This is a genomic window from Streptomyces sp. H27-H5 (assembly GCF_026627505.1).
GTDB lineage: Bacteria > Actinomycetota > Actinomycetes > Streptomycetales > Streptomycetaceae > Streptomyces.
In genome coordinates, this window is sequence record NZ_JAPNLK010000006.1 from 107,943 (window position 1) to 124,439 (window position 16,497).

Sequence of the window (16,497 nt, forward strand, 5' to 3'; positions counted from 1 at the left end):
CGTCAGCTGACGATCAGGTAGATCCCGAAGGTCACGGCCGCCGCGCAGAGTGCGAAGCACGCGTACGCGCCGCTGCGGGCCAGGGTGGCGGCCCCGCCCTGCTCGGTGGCGGTCTCGTGCTTGGACAGGCCGACCAGACCCAGGGTGAAGAGGGCCACGAGGGCGACGGTGGCGGAGAGGCTGACCCCGAAGACGGAGCCGAGTGCTGCCCAGTCGATCTTCATACTGCGGATTCCTCTGTCGTTCTCGGGGGTCAGACCGCGGCGGCCGGAGCCGACGGGGTCGTCGGGGCCGCGGGAGCGGCGGCGGCCGGGATGGTGGCCCGGAGGTCGTCGTCCGCGGCGATCGCGGCCGCGGCGGCCGTGGTCGGCGGGACGGTGACGGCCGCGATGGCCGTGGTGACCACGCCGGCCTCCTCGGTCGCGACCTCGGAGCCGGCGGGCTCCGCGGCGGTGACGTTGTGGTGGTCGACGACCTGGCGGCGCGAGATGACCCAGATGGCGAAGCAGGACGCGACGAGGAAGACCGCGACGGCGGCGACGCCGATGTCACCGGTGCGCATGACCAGCTCGGCGCCCGCGGCGACGAGCGCGGCGGCCGGGAGGGTCAGGCCCCAGGCGATGAACATCCGGGTGGCGGTGGACCAGCGGACCACACCGCCCTTGCGACCCAGCCCCGCGCCCATGACCGCGCCGGAGCACGAGTGGGTGGTGGAGAGGGAGAAGCCGAGGTTCGAGGAGGCCAGGATGACGCTGGCGGCCGAGGTCTGGGCGGCGAAGCCCTGCTGCGGCTGCAGGTCGGTCAGGCCGCTGCCCATGGTGCGGATGATGCGCCAGCCGCCCAGGTAGGTGCCCATCGCGATGGCGAGACCGGCGGAGACGATGACCCAGACCGGCGGGTTGGACCCGGCGGGCAGGGCGTTCCCGGCGACGAGCGCCAGGGTGATGATGCCCATCGTCTTCTGCGCGTCGTTGGTGCCGTGCGCCAGCGAGACGAGACCCGCGGAGGTGATCTGACCGGCCCGGAAGCCCTTGGCCGAGGTCTTCGCGCCGAGGTTCTTGCCGACCTTGTACGAGAGCTTCGTGGCCAGCATGGCGGCGAAGCCGGCGACCAGCGGCGCGGCGATGGCGGGCAGCAGCACCTTGGTGACGATCACACCGCCGTTGACGGCGTCGAGACCGGCCGAGGCGACGGCCGCGCCGATCAGGCCGCCCATCAGGGCGTGCGAGGAGCTGGAGGGCAGGCCGACCAGCCAGGTCACCAGGTTCCAGAGGATCGCGCCGACGAGCGCCGCGAAGATCACTTCGGGCTGGATGCCGCTCTCGTTGACGAGTCCGCTGGAGATCGTCTTGGCGACCTCCACCGACAGGAAGGCGCCGACCAGGTTCAGCACGGCGGACATGGCGACCGCGGTCTTGGGCTTGAGGGCGCCGGTCGAGATGGTGGTGGCCATCGCGTTGGCCGTGTCGTGGAAACCGTTCGTGAAGTCGAACACGAGAGCGGTGATGACCACGATCCCGAGGAGAAGCGTTATGTGCTCCATTTACCCAGACTTCTGTTTGACGTCAGTGGTTCGGCGACCGTAGGCAACCTGAGTGAACGGAAGATGAACTGGATGGGACCGGGTGGTGGATCACGCCACGGCTCGATCGGGTCGTATTTCCCGATTCCTTCGTAGATATATCGATTAATGCACGTCAGGGCGGGGTGAACACGCGGTCGGGCACGGGCGCTTCGGCCGGGCGAACACCCCTCCCGCGGGCCCCGAAGAGACCTACATCACTCCCGCACGCATCCCGGCGGCCGCGTTCCGCTCCCCGTTCCGTTCGGCCCGCCGACGAAGGCGGACGCATCCCCTCCGGTGGCCCGTCCGCCCTCGCGCGCCGAGACTGGAGCGGTGCGAACCGCCACGACGGCAGCGGCCGTCACCACGACCCTGATCGGTGCCGGCGCTGCCGCCGTCGCCGCCGGTCGGTACGCCGCCGACGCGGCCCTGCGAACCGAACCCGGCCGCCCGCTCCCCGGCGGCCCCCGGCTCAGCGTCCACTCCACCACCGCCGACCGCATCACCCTGACCCGCTCGCTCGCCTCCCTGCGCCCCGGCACGTACGGACTGGACGCGCCCGGGGTGCACGCGGTGGTCGGCCCCGTCGTCGCCGACGTCGCGCACGCCCCGGACACCGTCGTCCGGCGGCTCGTCGCCGTCACCCACGGCCGCCTCGAACCCGGAACCCGGGTCACCCTCACCCCCCAGGTGCACCTGGGCAACCCGCGCACCGCCCTCGGGCTCGACCACGCCGACGTGGACGTCCCCGGCGAGCTCGGCCCGCTGCCCGCCTGGTTCGTTCCCGCCGCCCGGGACACCTGGGTGATCACCGTGCACGGCCTCGGCGCCACCCGGGAACACCCGATGGTGGTCATGCCCTTCCTGCACCGCCACCACCTCCCCGTCCTCGACCTCGCCTACCGCGGCGACCTCGGCGCCCCCGCCTCCCCGGACGGCCTCGGCCACCTCGGCGAATCCGAATGGCGGGACCTCGACGCGGCCATCCGCTACGCCCTCCGCTACGGCGCCCGCCGCGTGATCCTGCACGGCTGGTCCACCGGGGCCGCCATGGCCCTGCGCGCCGTCGAACGGTCGGCGCTGGCCGGTCGGATCTCGGGGCTGGTGCTCGACTCCCCGGTGCTCGACTGGCACGCCACCCTGCGGGGCCTGACCGCCGCCCGACGCACCCCCGCACCCCTGATCCCGCTCGTCGTCCGGGCCGCCGAGGGCCGCGCCGGACTGCGGGCCGACCACCGCGCCCCGGGAGCGGACCCCGACGCGCTCCGCGTCCCCGTCCTGATCTTCCACGGCCCGGACGACGGGCTCGCCCCGTGGGAGCCGTCCCGCCGGCTCGCCGCCGCCCGACCCGACCTCGTCACCCTGCGCACCGTTCCCGACGCCCCGCACGGCGCGATGTGGAACGCCGATCCCGCCGGCTACGAGGAGGTGTTGCGCCGCTTCCTCACCCCCCTCATGTGACGGGCGTGTGCAGGACGGGACACGGCGGGCGGTTTGTTCCGTTCCATCCCCCCGCCGGCCGGCGGTAACGACCGGTTCCGTTTGGGCTTTCGGCCAGTGACGGGCGAGACTGCTTCCGTGACGTCCCGAAAGCCTGATGAGCAGTTGGCTCGCGACTCCAGACTCCGACTCGTCTCCCCGCGTTCCGTGGCCGCGGCCCGCAAGGCGGTGACCGACCGAAGGACCCGACCCGCCCCCCGGCCTCCGGCGGGCACACCCGCCACGGCCGACCTCGCGAACAGGGCCCGGGCCTCCCTCGCCGACGCGGTGCGCCTGGCCCGCTGGGCCGAGCTGCACCTCGGGGCGGGCGACGGCGGCCGGCCCGCACCGGCGGCGGGGCTCTCGACCGCCGACGTCGAACGGGCCGCGGCGGAACTGAACCTGACCCACGGCCAGATCAGGGTCGGCTGGGACCGCTCCAGACTCGCCGGTCTCGTCGAGGTGCACGGCGGCGACGCCCGGCCGGGCTGGCGGCTGCGCGCCTGGGACCGCGACGACACGGCCGTGCTGCGCGGCTGGGTCGCCCTCTTCGACGCCTGGTCCCTCGTCCACCCGGCCCCCGCCGACATCGCCCCCGCCGTGGTCGCGGAAGTCGTCGAGGCCATGCCCCAACTGCTCTCGCTGCTCCAGCTGTCCGCCGGCCCGGTGACCGTCCCGGACCTGCTGGACCTGCTGGGCCAGCGCGTCACCGAACTGCGCGACGAGCGCTGCGAAGTGCCCTACGGGACCTGCGCGAACGGCGGCCCGGACGGGACGACGGCCGGCTCGGCGACCGCCCAGGCGGCCCTCCCGGCACAGGGCGCCCCCGCGGAGCCCGTCCCGCTCGCCCGGCTGCTGCGCTGGGCGCTCGGCGGCCTCGCCGCCGTGGACGCCGTCACCCTCGGCCCCGCACAGGCCGCCCTGACGCCGCTGGGCAGCTGGGCCGTCTGGGTCAAGCTGGAACAGATCTGCGTCGCCGCGCAGAGCCCCGCCGGGAACATCGAGCAGTCCGCCGCCGCGATGCTGCACGGCTGCGCCCGCCTCACCCCCGGGCCGGCCCGCGCCGAGTACCGGGCCTGGCTCGCCGCCCGCCCCGTCGGCCACGCCATCGGCGAACTCCTCCAGGCCGCCCGCGGCGAGGACGCCCTGACGCGCGGACTCGCCTTCGAGGCCCTGCGCGTCGTCGGCGCCCCCGCCGAGCCCGACGTCCGCGCCGCCGTACGGGAACCCGCGCTGCGCCCGTACGCCCTGCTCTGGCTCGCCGAGCACGACGGGGTGGACCCGGACGAGGCGCAGGACGTGCTCACCGCCGAGGAGTCGACCTGGCTCTGGGTGGACACGGCGGCGGCCATCGCCGACCACGGCGAGGCCGAACTGCTGGCCCGCCACCTCGACTCGGCGGTCCGCACCACGGTCCCGCGGCTGCTGGACGAGGTCCGCGCCGTCGGCCACCCGCGCACCGTGCAGGTCCTGGTCGCGCTGGCCGCGGCCCACCCCGACCCGGCCCTGGCCAAGGCGGTCCGGCGGGCCGCGTTCCAGGTCCACACCGGCGGGGCGTAGCCCCCGCACGACGAGGACGCGCCGCAGGGTCAGATCTGCGGCGCGTACGTCCCGAAGCTCCAGACGTTGCCCTCGGCGTCGCGCGCCATGTAGTCGCGCGATCCGTAGTCCTGGTCGGTGGGCTCCATCAGGATCTCCACCCCGTGCTCGACCGCTCTGCGGTGGTGGGCGTCCACGTCGTCGACGACCACGTACACCCCGGTCGGCCCGGCTTCCGCCATCACCTTGTCGAACTGGCCGCCGCGGCCCTTGCTGCCGAGCATCACCGCGCCGTTGCCGTAGGACAGTTCCGCGTGCATCACGGCCCCGTCCTCACCCTCGTACACCGCGACCTGCGTGAACCCGAACGCCTCCGTCAGCAGTTGGATGGCGGTCTTGGCGTCGCGGTAGAGCAGAGTCGGGTAGACGGACGGAACACCTGCCATGACGATCACTCCCTCTCGTGCAGTGCGCCTGCGTGCCTGGACGGGTCCGTGACCAACGGCCTGTCACCACCGGCATGTGACCCACGACACAGCATGGCAGGCGCCACCGACAGTCAGCGGAAGGTGTTGCACTGGGCCATGTCGCCCGTCCGGTAACCCTGGTAGAACCACTGCCGGCGCTGCTCGGCGCTGCCGTGCGTCCACGACTCGGGGGTGACCCGCCCCTGGAACTTCTCCTGGATCCGGTCGTCGCCGACCGCCGCCGCCGCGTCCAGACCGTCCTTGATGTCCTCGTCGGTCAGCCTGGTGATCAGCGGGCGTCCGGTGGACTCGTCCGGGGTGCGCGTCGCGTTGTGCGCCCACACCCCCGCGTGGCAGTCCGCCTGGAGCTCGACCTTGACCGCGTTGCTGTTCGCGCCCTGCCGGCCGTCCTGGGCCCGCTGGAGGGTGCCGGTCAGGTTCTGGATGTGGTGCCCGTACTCGTGGGCGACGACGTAGGCCTGGGCGAAGGGTCCGCCGGTGGCGCCGAACTTCGTCCGCAGCTCCTCGAAGAAGCCGAGGTCCAGGTAGACCTGCCGGTCGGAGGGGCAGTAGAAGGGGCCGACCGCGGAGGTGGCCGCGCCGCACGCGGTGTTCACCCGGCCGGTGAAGAACACCGTCGAGGCCGGGCTGTACTGCCCCCCGCGCTTTTGGAACTCCTGCTTCCAGAAGTCCTGGGTGCTGTTCACCACCGCGACGAGCCGGCAGTCCTCACGGGTGTTCGCGTCCTGCCCCGTGCGGCAGGCCTGCTGCACCTGGCTCGCGGAGGAGGAGGTGGCCACCGGCTCGGGATTGCCCTCGGTCAGCCCCAGCTGCTCGGGACCCACGCCGAAGAGCAACCCCATGATCAGTGCGATGAGGCCGACGATGCCGCCGCCGACCGTGGCCCTCCCGCCGGGGATGCGGCTGCCCCGCACGTCCTTGACCTCGGACGTATCCAGATTGGCGTTGTCGTCGAACTGCATGCCGCACCGCCCTCGATTCCTCGTGTCCGCCCCTGCGGCGAGTATCATCCCCTTCATCCTGATACGCGCCCCGGACGATCGGCGTGGGCCGTGCGCCGAACGGGGGACACGGGGGAGGGGCGCCGCCCGGGGCGATCGGGGCCGGGCGGCCCGAAAAGTGGTTGCGCGCCCCCGTTAGAATGTCTCCATGGCAAATCTCCTCGCGGATTAGCGGCGTCGGAAGTCCCGCGCGTCCTGCCCCCCTTCCGCCGTCCCCACCGCCCTGGAGTATTTCCGTGATCACCGCCACCGGCATCGAGCTGCGCGCCGGCGCCCGCATCCTCATCGAATCCGCCTCCTTCCGCGTCGCCAAGGGCGACCGCATCGGTCTGGTCGGCCGCAACGGGGCGGGCAAGACCACCCTCACCAAGTGCCTCGCGGGCGAGGGCCAGCCCGCCGGCGGCACGATCACCCGATCCGGTGAGGTCGGCTACCTGCCGCAGGACCCGCGCACCGGCGACCTCGACGTGCTGGCCCGCGACCGGATCCTCTCCGCGCGCGGCCTCGACGTGCTGATCAAGAAGATGCGGATGAACGAGGAGCGCATCGCCTCCGGCTCCGGCGGCACCCGCGACAAGGCGATGAAGCAGTACGAGCGCCAGGAGACCGAGTTCCTGACCAAGGGCGGCTACGCCGCCGAGGCGGAGGCCGCCACCATCTCGGCCGCCCTCGGCCTGCCCGACCGGGTCCTCGGCCAGCCGCTCCACACCCTCTCCGGTGGCCAGCGCCGCCGCGTCGAGCTCGCCCGCATCCTCTTCTCGGACGCCGACACCCTGCTCCTCGACGAGCCCACGAACCACCTCGACGCCGACTCCATCGTCTGGCTGCGCGACTACCTGAAGACCTACCGCGGCGGCTTCATCGTGATCTCCCACGACGTCGACCTGGTCGAGACCGTCGTCAACAAGGTCTTCTATCTGGACGCGAACCGCTCCCAGATCGACGTCTACAACATGGGCTGGAAGCTCTACCAGCAGCAGCGCGAGGCAGACGAGAAGCGCCGCAAGCGCGAGCGCCAGAACGCCGAGAAGAAGGCCGCGGCCCTGAACTCGCAGGCCGACAAGATGCGCGCCAAGGCCACCAAGACCGTCGCCGCGCAGAACATGGCCAAGCGCGCCGACCGGCTGCTCGCGGGCCTGGACGCCGTCCGCGTGTCCGACAAGGTCGCCAAGCTCCGCTTCCCGGACCCGGCGCCCTGCGGCAAGACCCCGCTCACCGCCGAGAGCCTGTCGAAGTCCTACGGGTCCCTGGAGATCTTCACCGACGTCGACCTGGCCATCGACAAGGGCTCCCGCGTGGTCATCCTCGGCCTCAACGGCGCCGGCAAGACCACGCTGCTGCGCCTGCTCTCGGGCACCGAGAAGCCGGACACCGGCACGGTCGTGCCCGGTCACGGCCTCAAGCTGGGCTACTACGCCCAGGAGCACGAGACCCTGGACCCGGAGCGCACGGTCCTGGAGAACATGCGCTCCTCCGCCCCCGACCTGGACCTGGTCGCCGTCCGCAAGACGCTCGGCTCGTTCCTGTTCTCCGGCGACGACGTGGACAAGCCCGCGGGCGTGCTCTCCGGCGGCGAGAAGACCCGGCTGGCCCTGGCCACGCTGGTCGTCTCCTCGGCGAACGTGCTGCTCCTCGACGAGCCCACGAACAACCTCGACCCGGCCAGCCGCGAGGAGATCCTGGGCGCGCTGCGCACGTACAAGGGCGCCGTCATCCTCGTCACGCACGACGAGGGCGCGGTCGAGGCCCTGGAGCCGGAGCGGATCATCCTGCTGCCGGACGGGGTCGAGGACCTGTGGGGCCCGGACTACCGGGACCTGGTCGCCCTCGCCTGATCGGCGTGTCGCGGGCCCGCCGAGCGGGTCCGGTTCGTTGATCCAGTGCGTTATGGATCATTCGGCCCACGCGTGATCCATCATCTGAGTGAGGCGGTCTCATACCGTCGCACGGTGTTCGACGGCTCCGGCCGTACCCGCTCGGGTACGCGGCCGGGGTCGTCGCCTTTTCCACGCCGGGCCTCTGACCTGCTGATTCCCCTCAGGGGTGAAGGAATGTGACGCAAGTCATGCAGCGGAAGAGAAGATTCCGTTCTGCCCCCGTGTCCACTCCTTGAGAAATGCCGTCGCACCGACCTTGCTGAATGGGTGGCCAGGAAGCGTGGGAGGGGTGATCATGAGAAGTCCAGAGCGCACTTCCCATGAGGAGGCACGGGTGGCCGAGACTCTGAAGAAGGGCAGCCGGGTAACCGGCGCCGCGCGCGACAAGCTCGCGGCAGACCTGAAGAGAAAATATGACTCCGGTGCGAGTATCCGGGCGCTGGCCGAAGAAACCGGCCGGTCGTACGGATTCGTCCATCGGATGCTCAGTGAGTCCGGAGTCGTGCTGCGTGGTCGCGGTGGCGCGACGCGCGGCAAGAAGGCGGCCTCGGCCTGATCCGGCCGGAGACGCCCCACAGCTCCATGCGTGACGTTTGACGCTGCTCAAACGGTTCCGAGGCATGACGGTTCCTTCGGTGACCCCCCGGTCGGTCATATGGTCGGCTGGGTGGTTACTGTGCAGTCACTTAGGCCGGGCTCGCGGCCGACTACACACCGGAGGGCACCGACATGGCTCTGCTCGACAAGGACGGCGTACGGCTCACCGTCGACGACACGGTCGCCACGGTGACACTGACCAATCCGGCCAAGCGAAACGCTCAGTCCCCCGCGCTCTGGCGGGCGTTGACGGAGGCCGGACGGTCGTTGCCGGGCACCGTTCGGGTCGTCGTGCTGCGCGGCGAAGGCAAGTCCTTCTCCGCAGGGCTCGACCGTCAGGCGTTCACCCCTGAAGGCTTCGAGGGTGAGCCGTCCTTCCTCGATCTGGCGCGCGGTTCGGACGAACTGCTCGACAGCACCATCGCCGAGTACCAGGAGGCATTCACCTGGTGGCGCCGCAACGACATCATCTCCATCGCCGCCGTGCAGGGGCACGCGATCGGCGCCGGCTTCCAGCTCGCGCTCGCGTGCGACCTGCGGGTGGTCGCCGACGACGTCCAGTTCGCCATGCGCGAGACCAGCCTGGGACTGGTGCCCGACCTGGCCGGCACCCAGCCGCTGACCTCGCTCGTCGGCTATGCCCGCGCGCTGGAGATCTGCGCGACGGGCCGCTCCGTGCACGCCGAGGAGGCCGAGCGGGTGGGCCTCGCGAACCTGGTGGTCGCCGTCGACGAACTCGACGCGGCCGTCAAGGACCTGACCACCGCGCTGCTGGCCCCGCCGCGGGACGCGGTCATCGAGACCAAGGCCCTGCTCCGGGACGCCACGGCCCGCCCCTACGACGCCCAGCGCACCGCTGAGCGCGCCGCCCAGGCGCGTCGTCTGCGTGACCTGGCCGGGCTCTCCGACTGACCCCGAACCCCTCCACGCCCCGACGGGGCCCGGATCCCGCGCGCACCGGCGCCGCGCGCGCGGGGGCACCGGGCCCCGTCGGCATGGCCTCCCCCGCCGCCTCCCCTCGGGCCGGTCGGCGCCGGGTGGTTGGCGGCGGGGGAGGCGGGCAGACGGCCGGGGGGTGGATCGATCGGCCCAGTCCACGGCGCGCAGGGGCGCCTTCGCGCTTACCGTGGTCGGGAGTCCGCAAGCGCGAAGGGACACACGATGACCGAATCCACAGCAGGGGGTTCCCACCGGGACCCGGCCGAACGGGGCCGCACCAGCATCGCCGACGGGGTGGTCGAGAAGATCGCCGGACTGGCCGCCCGCGAGGTGGTCGGCGTCCACGCGATGGGCAGCGGCACCGGCCTCTCCCGCACCTTCGGAGCCGTCCGCGACCGCGTTCCCGGCGGGGCGAAAGCCTCCGTGTCCCGGGGCGTCAAGGCGGAGGTCGGCGAGGTTCAGACGGCCCTCGATCTGGAGATCGTCGTCGACTACGGCGTGTCGATCCGCGACGTTGCCCGAGCCGTACGTGAGAACGTCATCTCGGCGGTCGAGCGCATGACGGGCCTGGAGGTCGTCGAGGTCAACATCGCGGTCAGCGACGTCAAGCTGCCCGATGAGGAAGACGACGAGCCGGAATCCAGGCTCCACTAGCCGAGAGGAGCCCGCATGAGCATGGCGGTTGCCGGCCTGTTGGCCGGCATGGGAATGGGGTTCGCCGGCTACTTCGGCGGCTTCGGGGCCTTTCTGCTGGTCGCCGCCCTCGGCGCCATCGGATTCGTCGCCGGCCGTTTCTTCGACGGCGACCTCGAACTCGGCGACCTGTTCCGCCCACGCGACGACCGGCGCAGGTGAGGCCCCGATGAGCACCAGCACCCCGCGGGCCGTGCCGAGCAGGGTGCCCGCCGCCGAGCGGGGATCCACCCGGATCGCGGACCGGGTCGTCGCCAAGATCGCGGCGCAGGCCGCACGCGAGGCGCTCGTCGCCGAGGCGGACTGGGCGGCGCCCCCGCACGCCACCGTCACCGTCCACCACGACATCGCACGCGTCCGGGTGAGCCTGGAACTGCCCTACCCGTCCGACGTCGCCGCCCAGAGCGCGGCCGTCCGCCGCCGGGTGGCCGAACGCGTCGAGCAGTGCGCGTCCATGACGGTGCCGGAGGTGGCCGTCGAGGTCGAGCACCTGCACCCCGCGCACATCCGCCCGGCAGCCGCCGGGCGGGACCGGCGGCTGCGGTGACGGCCGATGCCCGCCGGTTCCGCTCCGCGCGCCGGATCCCGGCCGCGCTGACCGCGTTGGCCGTGCTGGGCGCGGCCGGAGTCCTCCTGTACGACCTGGCTGCCGTGCGCGCCCACCGGCCCGGCATGCGCTGGCGGCGGGAACTCGCCCTCCAACTGGAGCGGCACACCCCCGTCGACCCGGAGGTCCTGATCGGCGCCGGGGTACTGGCGCTGATCGGCGCGGTCCTGCTGGTACTGGCGGTCACCCCGGGGCTGCGCGGAATCCTGCAGATGCGCACCTCGGAGTCGGGGATGCGAGCCGGGCTGGGGCGCAAGGCGGCCGGGCTGGTCCTGCGCGACCGCGCCATGGAGGTGCCCGGGGTGAACACCGTGCGGGTCAAGGTGGGCCGGTCCCGCATCGGGGTAAGGGCCACCTCGCACTTCCGCGAACTGGACGAGGTACGGGCCGACCTGGACGCGGTACTCGCCGTCGGCATCGAGGAACTGGGCCTCGTGCACGAGCCGGGGCCCCGCGTACGGGTCAACCGGAAAGGGTGACGCGATGCTCGGCTCGGTCAACCGGGTGCTGCTGGCCATCATCGGAGCCGTGTTGCTGGCTGCCGGGATCTCGGTGATCACCGGGTCCTGGCCGCTGGGCGGCCGGCACGCGCCGTTGCTGACGGCGCAGGCCCGGCACCGGTACTGGCACGCGGACGGCTGGTGGTGGTGGGCGGTGATCGCCGGGCTGGGCCTGTGCGTACTGCTCGCCCTGTGGTGGCTGCTGGCACAACTGCGCAGGTCACGTCTGGACGCCGTGCTCGTGGACACCGGGGACGGGGCGTACGCGCTGCTGCGCGGGCGGGCGCTGGAGTCGGCGGTGGCCGCCGAGGCGGGGGCCCTGGACGGGGTCGCCCGCTGCCGGGTCGCACTGCGCGGGCGCCGGGAGACGCCAAGCCTGCGGGTCGCGCTGGAGCTGGAACCGCACGCGGTCCCCGCCGACGCGCTGGCCGGGCTCGCCGGGCCGGTCCTCGCCCACGCCCGGGCCTCGGCGGGCCTGCCCGAACTCCCCGCGGAGGCCCGGCTCAAGGTCGGCTCGCACCGGGCGGCCCGGGTCACCTGAGACCCGAGCCGCACCGGCCGAGGGGCGCGAGCCGTCGTCGGAAGCGGTCGTCAGAAGCCGTGGCGGGAGCCTCCGTCGACCGGCAGCATGACGCCCGTCAGGTACGAGGCCGCCGGGGACAGCAGGAAGGCCGCCGTGCGACCGAACTCCTCCGGGGTGCCGTAGCGCCGAAGCGGGATGCGGGACTCGTTCGTCTTCCTGGCGGCGTCCGCGTCGCCGGACAGGGCGTCCAGCTCCCGGACCCGGTCCGTGTCGATCCGGGCCGGCAGCAGCCCGACCACCCGGATCCCGCGCGGGCCCAGCTCCACCGACAGGGACTTCGCGAAGCCGGCCAGCCCCGGCCGCAGTCCGTTCGAGATCGTCAGCCCGGGGATCGGTTCGTGCACCGAGCCCGACAGCACGAACCCGATGACGCCGCCCTCGCCCAGCTCGGCCGCCGCGGCGCGCGCGAGCCGGACCGCGCCCAGGAAGACCGACTCGAAGGCGGCGGCCCACTGTTCGTCGGTGTTGTCCGCGGCCGTGCCCGGGGCCGGGCCGCCGACACTGATCAGGATGCCGTCGAGGCGCCCGAAGCGCTCCCGGGCCTCGGCGACGAGCCGGGCGGCCGCCGCGGGATCGGCGTTGTCCGCCGCCACTCCCACCGCGTTCGGGCCCAGGGAGGCGGCGGCCTCGGCCGCGCGCCCCGCGTCACGGCCGGTCAGTACGACTTTCGCGCCGTCGGCGGTCAGCTCGCGCGCGGAGGCGAAGCCCAGTCCGCGGGTGGCTCCGGTGACGACGTAGACACGGTCCTTCAGTCCAAGATCCATGCCCGACACGCTACGCCGAAGCGGGCACCGATTCCGAGGAGGCCTTCGCGGCCGCTTCCGCACGGTCACGCTTCTCCCGGCGCACCAGGATCACCCACCCCACCGGCACTCCGGCCGTGAACATCCACCACTGGATCGCGTACGCCATGTGCGCGCCGATCGAGTCGTGGTCGGGGTCGCCCACCGGCTCCGGGCTGCCGTTCGCCGGGACCGGCGCGGTGAGTTCCAGGTAGCCGCCGAGGACGGTCCGGCCCGTGTACTGCGCCTGCTGCGTGCTGTTGATCAGCATCACCTGGCGGTCCGGCAGCCCCTTGCGGTCCCTGATCCCGCTGTCGCCGCTCGTCTCGTCGGCCTTCAGCCGTCCGGTGACCGTGACCTCGCCCTTCGGTGCGGCCGGCACCGGCGGGTAGGCGCGCGCGTCGTCGCCGCCCGCCACCCAGCCGCGGTTGACCAGGACGACCCGGCCGTCGCTCAGCACCAGCGGGGTGATGACGTGGAAGCCGACCTTGTCGTCGTTGTTGGTCCGCCGACGGACCACGACCTCGTGCGCCGCGTCGTACGTGCCGGTGGCGGTGACCGCGCGCCAGTAGTCGGCCCGGGGGACGGTGTGACCGGGGGAGGTGAGCTCGGTGACGGGCACCGGCTTCCCGTAGAGGTTCCGCGCGATCAGCTCGTTCTGCGCCACCCGGTGCTCATGGCGGTGGAACTGCCAGAAGCCCAGCTTGATCATCGCGGGGATGAGGGCGAGGGCGATGAGGGTCAGGCACACCCACTGCCGGGTCAGTACAAAGCGGTACACGCCCTCGACGGTACCCCCAGCGGAGAAGACCCCGGCGGCCGGGTGGCCGTCCGGGGCCCGGACCGAGGGGATCGGGTGACGACGGGTCGGGGAGCGACGGAGGGTCAGACGTGATCGACGATGCCCGCCTTTCCGGCCGCACGGGCGCAGTGCGCCCCGCAGTACCACTGTCCCTCGACGTCTACGCCCTGCCCGATGATCTGGACCCGGCAGTGCTCGCAGATGGGCGCCATGCGGTGAATGGCGCAGGAGAAGCAGTCGAAGACGTGCACCGCGCCCTGCGCGTGCACCTCGAAAGACATCCCGTAATCGTTTCCGCAGACCTCACAACGTGCCATGCGCCACAGGGTGGAACCGGACGGGCGGACCGGGAAGGAGGGCGCCGGGCGAGTCGCCCGACGCTCACCCGTCTGCCGCAGCCACGTCCCGCAGCAGGTGCGTGAAGGCGGCCTCGTCGACCACCGGGGTGCCGAAGGACTTCGCCTTGACGGTCTTCGAGGTCGAGGAGTCGGGGTCGTTGGTGACGAGCAGGCTCGTGAGCCGCGACACACTCGTCGCGACGTGCAGGCCGGCCTCGATCGCCCGATCCTCCAGCAGCTCGCGGTCCACGGAGGTGTCCCCGGAGAACGCGATCCGCATGCCCTGCTTGAGGGGCTTGCCGTCCTCGAACCGTCCCGGATTGGGGTGCGGGCACGCGGGCCGCTTGCGGGAGGCCCGCCAACTGGTCGCGCCGAACGGCCCCTGGTAGCCGACCCGGGGGGCGGCCGGCGTGTCCGACCACTCCGTCAACGGCCGGCACTCCAGCAGGGGCAGCCGTACGTTGTCCCGCGCGGCCGCGTGCAGCGACGGACGGAAGGCCTCCGCGAGCACCCGGGCGTCGTCGAGCGCGTGGTGGGCGCGCTGCTGGACCACGCCGAAGTGCGCGGCGAGGGACTCCAGCTTGTGGTTGGGCAGCGGCAGGTTCAGTTCCTTCGACAGGGCGATGGTGCACAGCCGCTGACGGACGGGCGCCGTCGTGGCGGCCCGCGCGTACTCCCGGGCGATCATCTGCCAGTCGAAGATGGCGTTGTGGGCGACGAGGACACGGTCCGCGAGGCGACCCGCGAACTCCTCGGCGATGTCCTCGAAGAGCGGCGCGTCCTGGAGCATGGCGGTGGTGAGGCCATGGATCCAGACCGGGCCCGGATCCCTGCGCGGGTTGACCAGCGTGTACCAGTGGTCCTCCACGTTGCCCTGCGCGTCGAGCCGGTAGACGGCCGCGGACACTATCCGGTCGTCGCGCGCGAGCCCGGTGGTCTCCACGTCGACGACCGCGTACCCCTGTGGGTACGCGGTCGGCCACATCGTCTCTGCGGTCGTACGGTCGTCGAGCATGGTCACAGAGGATATCGGCCCCGACTGACACCCGTGGCCCCGACGGGGTACCCCGCCCTCGACCCGGCCCCCGGCGAGGTCAGCCGCCGCGAGCCGTTCGCGCCGGCGCCGGGTCCGGGGGCGGGTCCGACGGCGGGGACAGCAGGGCGCCCACGAGTGCCCGAACCGAGAGCAGGAACAGCCGTTCCGGGTCGGCCGGGCGGGCCAGCGCGCGGGCGAGCGCCGGGTCGTCGGGGGCGTCGGCGGGGTCCCAGAGCTCGCTCTCGGCGGGGGACTGGACGGGGGAGCGCTCGCGGTTGCGCTCGACGAGCAGGAAGCCGACGATCTGGAACTGGATCGCGCGGACCGCGTCGGCGGCCCGCGCCCCGCGCAGTCCGGCGGCGTGCACCTCGTGGACCAGGGCCTGTTGGGCGGGCAGGAACATCCGCTCGGTGAGCCCGCGTTCGTGGACCATCGCGATCAGGTGGGGGCGTTCGCGCAGTTCCCGGCGCAGGGTCCGGGCCACGGAGAGGATCCGGTCGGCCGGGGTGCGGGCGGCGCCGGTCCCCCCGGACGGGGGGCGGGGGAGGATCGCGCCCATGTCCCGGACGGTCCGCTCCACGAGGGCGTCGAGCAGTGATTCGCGGTTGCCGACGTGCCAGTAGATGGAGGTGACGGCCGTGCCCAGTTCGGCGGCGAGTTTGCGCATGGTGAGAGCCGCCGGGCCGTGCTGCTTGACCAGCGACGCGGCCGCCTCCAACACCTCCTCGCGGGTCAGCGAGTTTCGGGCCATGGGGCAGGCCGCCAATCTGTCGATCCGTCAGTTCTGTTGTGTACGTGGGTCTTTACCCTTCATCGTCGGCGGTGTAACTGTGTTACAGAGCCCCCGGGAAACCCGGCGAAGGGTGGTACACCCATGGCACGCGTACGGTACGGAGCGCGCACCGAGGCGGAGATCGCGGCGTCGCGCGAGAAGAGCTCGAAACTCCCGGACATCTGGTCCACCGGGGTGGTGGCCGTCTGGGAGAGCGACGCGGACGTGGTCGCGGCCGTCCTGCCGCCGCCGCTCAAGCCCGCCGAGCGGCCCCTCGTACGAGCCAACATCAGCAAGGTCGACCTGCCCGGCTACCCGCTCGGCGCCGGCTCGGTGGCCGTCGCCGCCCGCCACGGCGAGGTCGAGGGCTGGTACCCGCTCGTGATGCCGATGACGCACGAGCGGGCCCTGGTCGGCGGCCGCGAGGTGTTCGGGGAGCCGAAGAAGCTGGGCGAGGTCACCGTCGAGCGGGACGGGCTCGTCGTACGGGCCGCCCTCGCTCGGCACGGGATCGCCTTCGTCGAGGTGCGCGGGGCGGTGGACCGCGCCCTGCCCCTGCCCGCACCCGCCACCAAGACCGACTTCTACTTCAAGTTCCTGCCCGCCGTGGACGGTTCGGGCTTCGACGTCGAGCCCGTCCTCGTGCACTGCACCCGCAACGAGAAGGTCCGCAAACTGGAGCACGTCGCCGGTGACGTGGTGCTGCGCGAGTCGATGTTCGACCCGGTCGCGGATCTTCCCGTACGCCGTCTCGTGGAGATCACCATCGGTGAGAAGACCACCGACCAGCGGGGCAGGGTCGTCGAGCGGGTCAGCGCCCAAGCCCTGCTCCCGTACGTCCACCAGCGCTACGACGACCCGATGCAGATCCTGGACGGCCCCCCGGAAGGCAGCGTCTGA

20 protein-coding genes are annotated in these 16,497 nt (G+C 72.5%); 11 read left to right on the forward strand and 9 right to left on the reverse strand.

The window, feature by feature from the left end; all coding sequences use genetic code 11:
* Positions 1-2: 2 nt before the first annotated feature.
* Both OTB19_RS04330 and OTB19_RS04335 read right to left on the reverse strand, forming a co-directional pair.
* Complete coding sequence (locus OTB19_RS04330; protein WP_266972080.1) at positions 3-224, reverse strand: hypothetical protein; 222 nt, start codon at positions 222-224, stop codon at positions 3-5.
* Positions 225-253: 29 nt separating this feature from the next.
* Positions 254-1,543, reverse strand: a complete 1,290-nt coding sequence (locus OTB19_RS04335) for an inorganic phosphate transporter (protein WP_267796579.1) — start codon at positions 1,541-1,543, stop codon at positions 254-256.
* A 354-nt stretch (positions 1,544-1,897) separates the two neighbouring features.
* Between OTB19_RS04335 and OTB19_RS04340 the strand changes: the two genes are divergently transcribed.
* Both OTB19_RS04340 and OTB19_RS04345 read left to right on the forward strand, forming a co-directional pair.
* On the forward strand, positions 1,898-3,025 hold the full coding sequence (locus tag OTB19_RS04340; RefSeq protein WP_267796580.1) for an alpha/beta hydrolase family protein: 1,128 nt from the start codon (positions 1,898-1,900) through the stop codon (positions 3,023-3,025).
* Between the two features lie 117 nt (positions 3,026-3,142).
* A complete protein-coding gene (locus tag OTB19_RS04345; protein WP_420716791.1) occupies positions 3,143-4,603 on the forward strand; it encodes a hypothetical protein in 1,461 nt (486 codons plus the stop codon).
* Positions 4,604-4,632: 29 nt separating this feature from the next.
* Here the strand turns inward: OTB19_RS04345 and OTB19_RS04350 are convergent, their stop codons facing one another.
* Together OTB19_RS04350 and OTB19_RS04355 are read right to left on the reverse strand one after the other, a co-directional pair.
* Positions 4,633-5,028, reverse strand: a complete 396-nt coding sequence (locus tag OTB19_RS04350; protein WP_267796581.1) for a VOC family protein — start codon at positions 5,026-5,028, stop codon at positions 4,633-4,635.
* 113 nt (positions 5,029-5,141) lie between these two features.
* The gene (locus tag OTB19_RS04355; RefSeq protein ID WP_267796582.1) at positions 5,142-6,032 is read right to left on the reverse strand and encodes a neutral zinc metallopeptidase; all 891 of its coding nucleotides are present in this window, start codon (positions 6,030-6,032) and stop codon (positions 5,142-5,144) included.
* Positions 6,033-6,307: 275 nt separating this feature from the next.
* Between OTB19_RS04355 and OTB19_RS04360 the strand changes: the two genes are divergently transcribed.
* The 8 genes from OTB19_RS04360 to amaP all read left to right on the forward strand — a co-directional run bounded on the left by OTB19_RS04360 (position 6,308) and on the right by amaP (position 11,825).
* Entirely contained in the window at positions 6,308-7,906 is a 1,599-nt protein-coding gene (locus OTB19_RS04360; RefSeq protein ID WP_267796584.1) for an ABC-F family ATP-binding cassette domain-containing protein, read from the forward strand.
* 376 nt (positions 7,907-8,282) lie between these two features.
* Entirely contained in the window at positions 8,283-8,504 is a 222-nt protein-coding gene (locus OTB19_RS04365; protein ID WP_267796585.1) for a helix-turn-helix domain-containing protein, read from the forward strand.
* Between the two features lie 173 nt (positions 8,505-8,677).
* Positions 8,678-9,457, forward strand: a complete 780-nt coding sequence (locus tag OTB19_RS04370; protein WP_267796587.1) for an enoyl-CoA hydratase/isomerase family protein — start codon at positions 8,678-8,680, stop codon at positions 9,455-9,457.
* Positions 9,458-9,706: 249 nt separating this feature from the next.
* Complete coding sequence (locus OTB19_RS04375) at positions 9,707-10,138, forward strand: Asp23/Gls24 family envelope stress response protein (protein ID WP_053678589.1); 432 nt, start codon at positions 9,707-9,709, stop codon at positions 10,136-10,138.
* Between the two features lie 15 nt (positions 10,139-10,153).
* On the forward strand, positions 10,154-10,339 hold the full coding sequence (locus OTB19_RS04380) for a hypothetical protein (protein ID WP_267796590.1): 186 nt from the start codon (positions 10,154-10,156) through the stop codon (positions 10,337-10,339).
* A 7-nt stretch (positions 10,340-10,346) separates the two neighbouring features.
* Positions 10,347-10,724: a hypothetical protein gene (locus OTB19_RS04385; protein ID WP_267796592.1), complete on the forward strand. Its 378-nt coding sequence runs from the start codon at positions 10,347-10,349 to the stop codon at positions 10,722-10,724.
* On the forward strand, positions 10,622-11,263 hold the full coding sequence (locus OTB19_RS04390) for a DUF6286 domain-containing protein (RefSeq protein ID WP_420716792.1): 642 nt from the start codon (positions 10,622-10,624) through the stop codon (positions 11,261-11,263). Before OTB19_RS04385 ends, OTB19_RS04390 begins: the two co-directional genes overlap by 103 nt.
* Positions 11,264-11,267: 4 nt before the next feature.
* Entirely contained in the window at positions 11,268-11,825 is a 558-nt protein-coding gene (gene amaP, locus OTB19_RS04395) for an alkaline shock response membrane anchor protein AmaP (protein WP_267796594.1), read from the forward strand.
* Positions 11,826-11,875: 50 nt separating this feature from the next.
* Here the strand turns inward: amaP and OTB19_RS04400 are convergent, their stop codons facing one another.
* The 5 genes from OTB19_RS04400 to OTB19_RS04420 form a co-directional block, all read right to left on the reverse strand.
* Positions 11,876-12,631 (reverse strand): SDR family oxidoreductase, encoded by a 756-nt coding sequence (locus tag OTB19_RS04400; protein WP_267796595.1) that lies wholly within the window; start codon positions 12,629-12,631, stop codon positions 11,876-11,878.
* 10 nt (positions 12,632-12,641) lie between these two features.
* The gene (locus OTB19_RS04405) at positions 12,642-13,430 is read right to left on the reverse strand and encodes an SURF1 family protein (RefSeq protein ID WP_267796596.1); all 789 of its coding nucleotides are present in this window, start codon (positions 13,428-13,430) and stop codon (positions 12,642-12,644) included.
* 104 nt (positions 13,431-13,534) lie between these two features.
* Positions 13,535-13,768: a hypothetical protein gene (locus tag OTB19_RS04410; RefSeq protein WP_078998905.1), complete on the reverse strand. Its 234-nt coding sequence runs from the start codon at positions 13,766-13,768 to the stop codon at positions 13,535-13,537.
* Between the two features lie 64 nt (positions 13,769-13,832).
* On the reverse strand, positions 13,833-14,810 hold the full coding sequence (locus OTB19_RS04415; RefSeq protein WP_267796600.1) for a DEDDh family exonuclease: 978 nt from the start codon (positions 14,808-14,810) through the stop codon (positions 13,833-13,835).
* Positions 14,811-14,883: 73 nt separating this feature from the next.
* Entirely contained in the window at positions 14,884-15,576 is a 693-nt protein-coding gene (locus tag OTB19_RS04420) for a TetR/AcrR family transcriptional regulator (protein ID WP_267796602.1), read from the reverse strand.
* A 123-nt stretch (positions 15,577-15,699) separates the two neighbouring features.
* Here OTB19_RS04420 and OTB19_RS04425 point away from each other — a divergent pair, with 123 nt between their 5' ends.
* On the forward strand, positions 15,700-16,497 hold the full coding sequence (locus OTB19_RS04425) for an acetoacetate decarboxylase family protein (RefSeq protein ID WP_267796603.1): 798 nt from the start codon (positions 15,700-15,702) through the stop codon (positions 16,495-16,497).

What these genes read in the sequence shown, in the direction of transcription:
- OTB19_RS04330 (WP_266972080.1), bottom strand. Translation starts at nt 224, where the DNA reads ATGAAGATCGACTGGGCAGCACTCGGCTCCGTCTTCGGGGTCAGCCTC.
- OTB19_RS04335 (WP_267796579.1), bottom strand. Translation starts at nt 1,543, where the DNA reads ATGGAGCACATAACGCTTCTCCTCGGGATCGTGGTCATCACCGCTCTC.
- OTB19_RS04350 (WP_267796581.1), bottom strand. Translation starts at nt 5,028, where the DNA reads ATGGCAGGTGTTCCGTCCGTCTACCCGACTCTGCTCTACCGCGACGCC.
- OTB19_RS04355 (WP_267796582.1), bottom strand. Translation starts at nt 6,032, where the DNA reads ATGCAGTTCGACGACAACGCCAATCTGGATACGTCCGAGGTCAAGGAC.
- OTB19_RS04370 (WP_267796587.1), top strand. Translation starts at nt 8,678, where the DNA reads ATGGCTCTGCTCGACAAGGACGGCGTACGGCTCACCGTCGACGACACG.
- OTB19_RS04375 (WP_053678589.1), top strand. Translation starts at nt 9,707, where the DNA reads ATGACCGAATCCACAGCAGGGGGTTCCCACCGGGACCCGGCCGAACGG.
- OTB19_RS04380 (WP_267796590.1), top strand. Translation starts at nt 10,154, where the DNA reads ATGAGCATGGCGGTTGCCGGCCTGTTGGCCGGCATGGGAATGGGGTTC.
- OTB19_RS04385 (WP_267796592.1), top strand. Translation starts at nt 10,347, where the DNA reads ATGAGCACCAGCACCCCGCGGGCCGTGCCGAGCAGGGTGCCCGCCGCC.
- amaP (WP_267796594.1), top strand. Translation starts at nt 11,268, where the DNA reads ATGCTCGGCTCGGTCAACCGGGTGCTGCTGGCCATCATCGGAGCCGTG.
- OTB19_RS04400 (WP_267796595.1), bottom strand. Translation starts at nt 12,631, where the DNA reads ATGGATCTTGGACTGAAGGACCGTGTCTACGTCGTCACCGGAGCCACC.
- OTB19_RS04410 (WP_078998905.1), bottom strand. Translation starts at nt 13,768, where the DNA reads ATGGCACGTTGTGAGGTCTGCGGAAACGATTACGGGATGTCTTTCGAG.
- OTB19_RS04420 (WP_267796602.1), bottom strand. Translation starts at nt 15,576, where the DNA reads ATGGCCCGAAACTCGCTGACCCGCGAGGAGGTGTTGGAGGCGGCCGCG.
- OTB19_RS04425 (WP_267796603.1), top strand. Translation starts at nt 15,700, where the DNA reads ATGGCACGCGTACGGTACGGAGCGCGCACCGAGGCGGAGATCGCGGCG.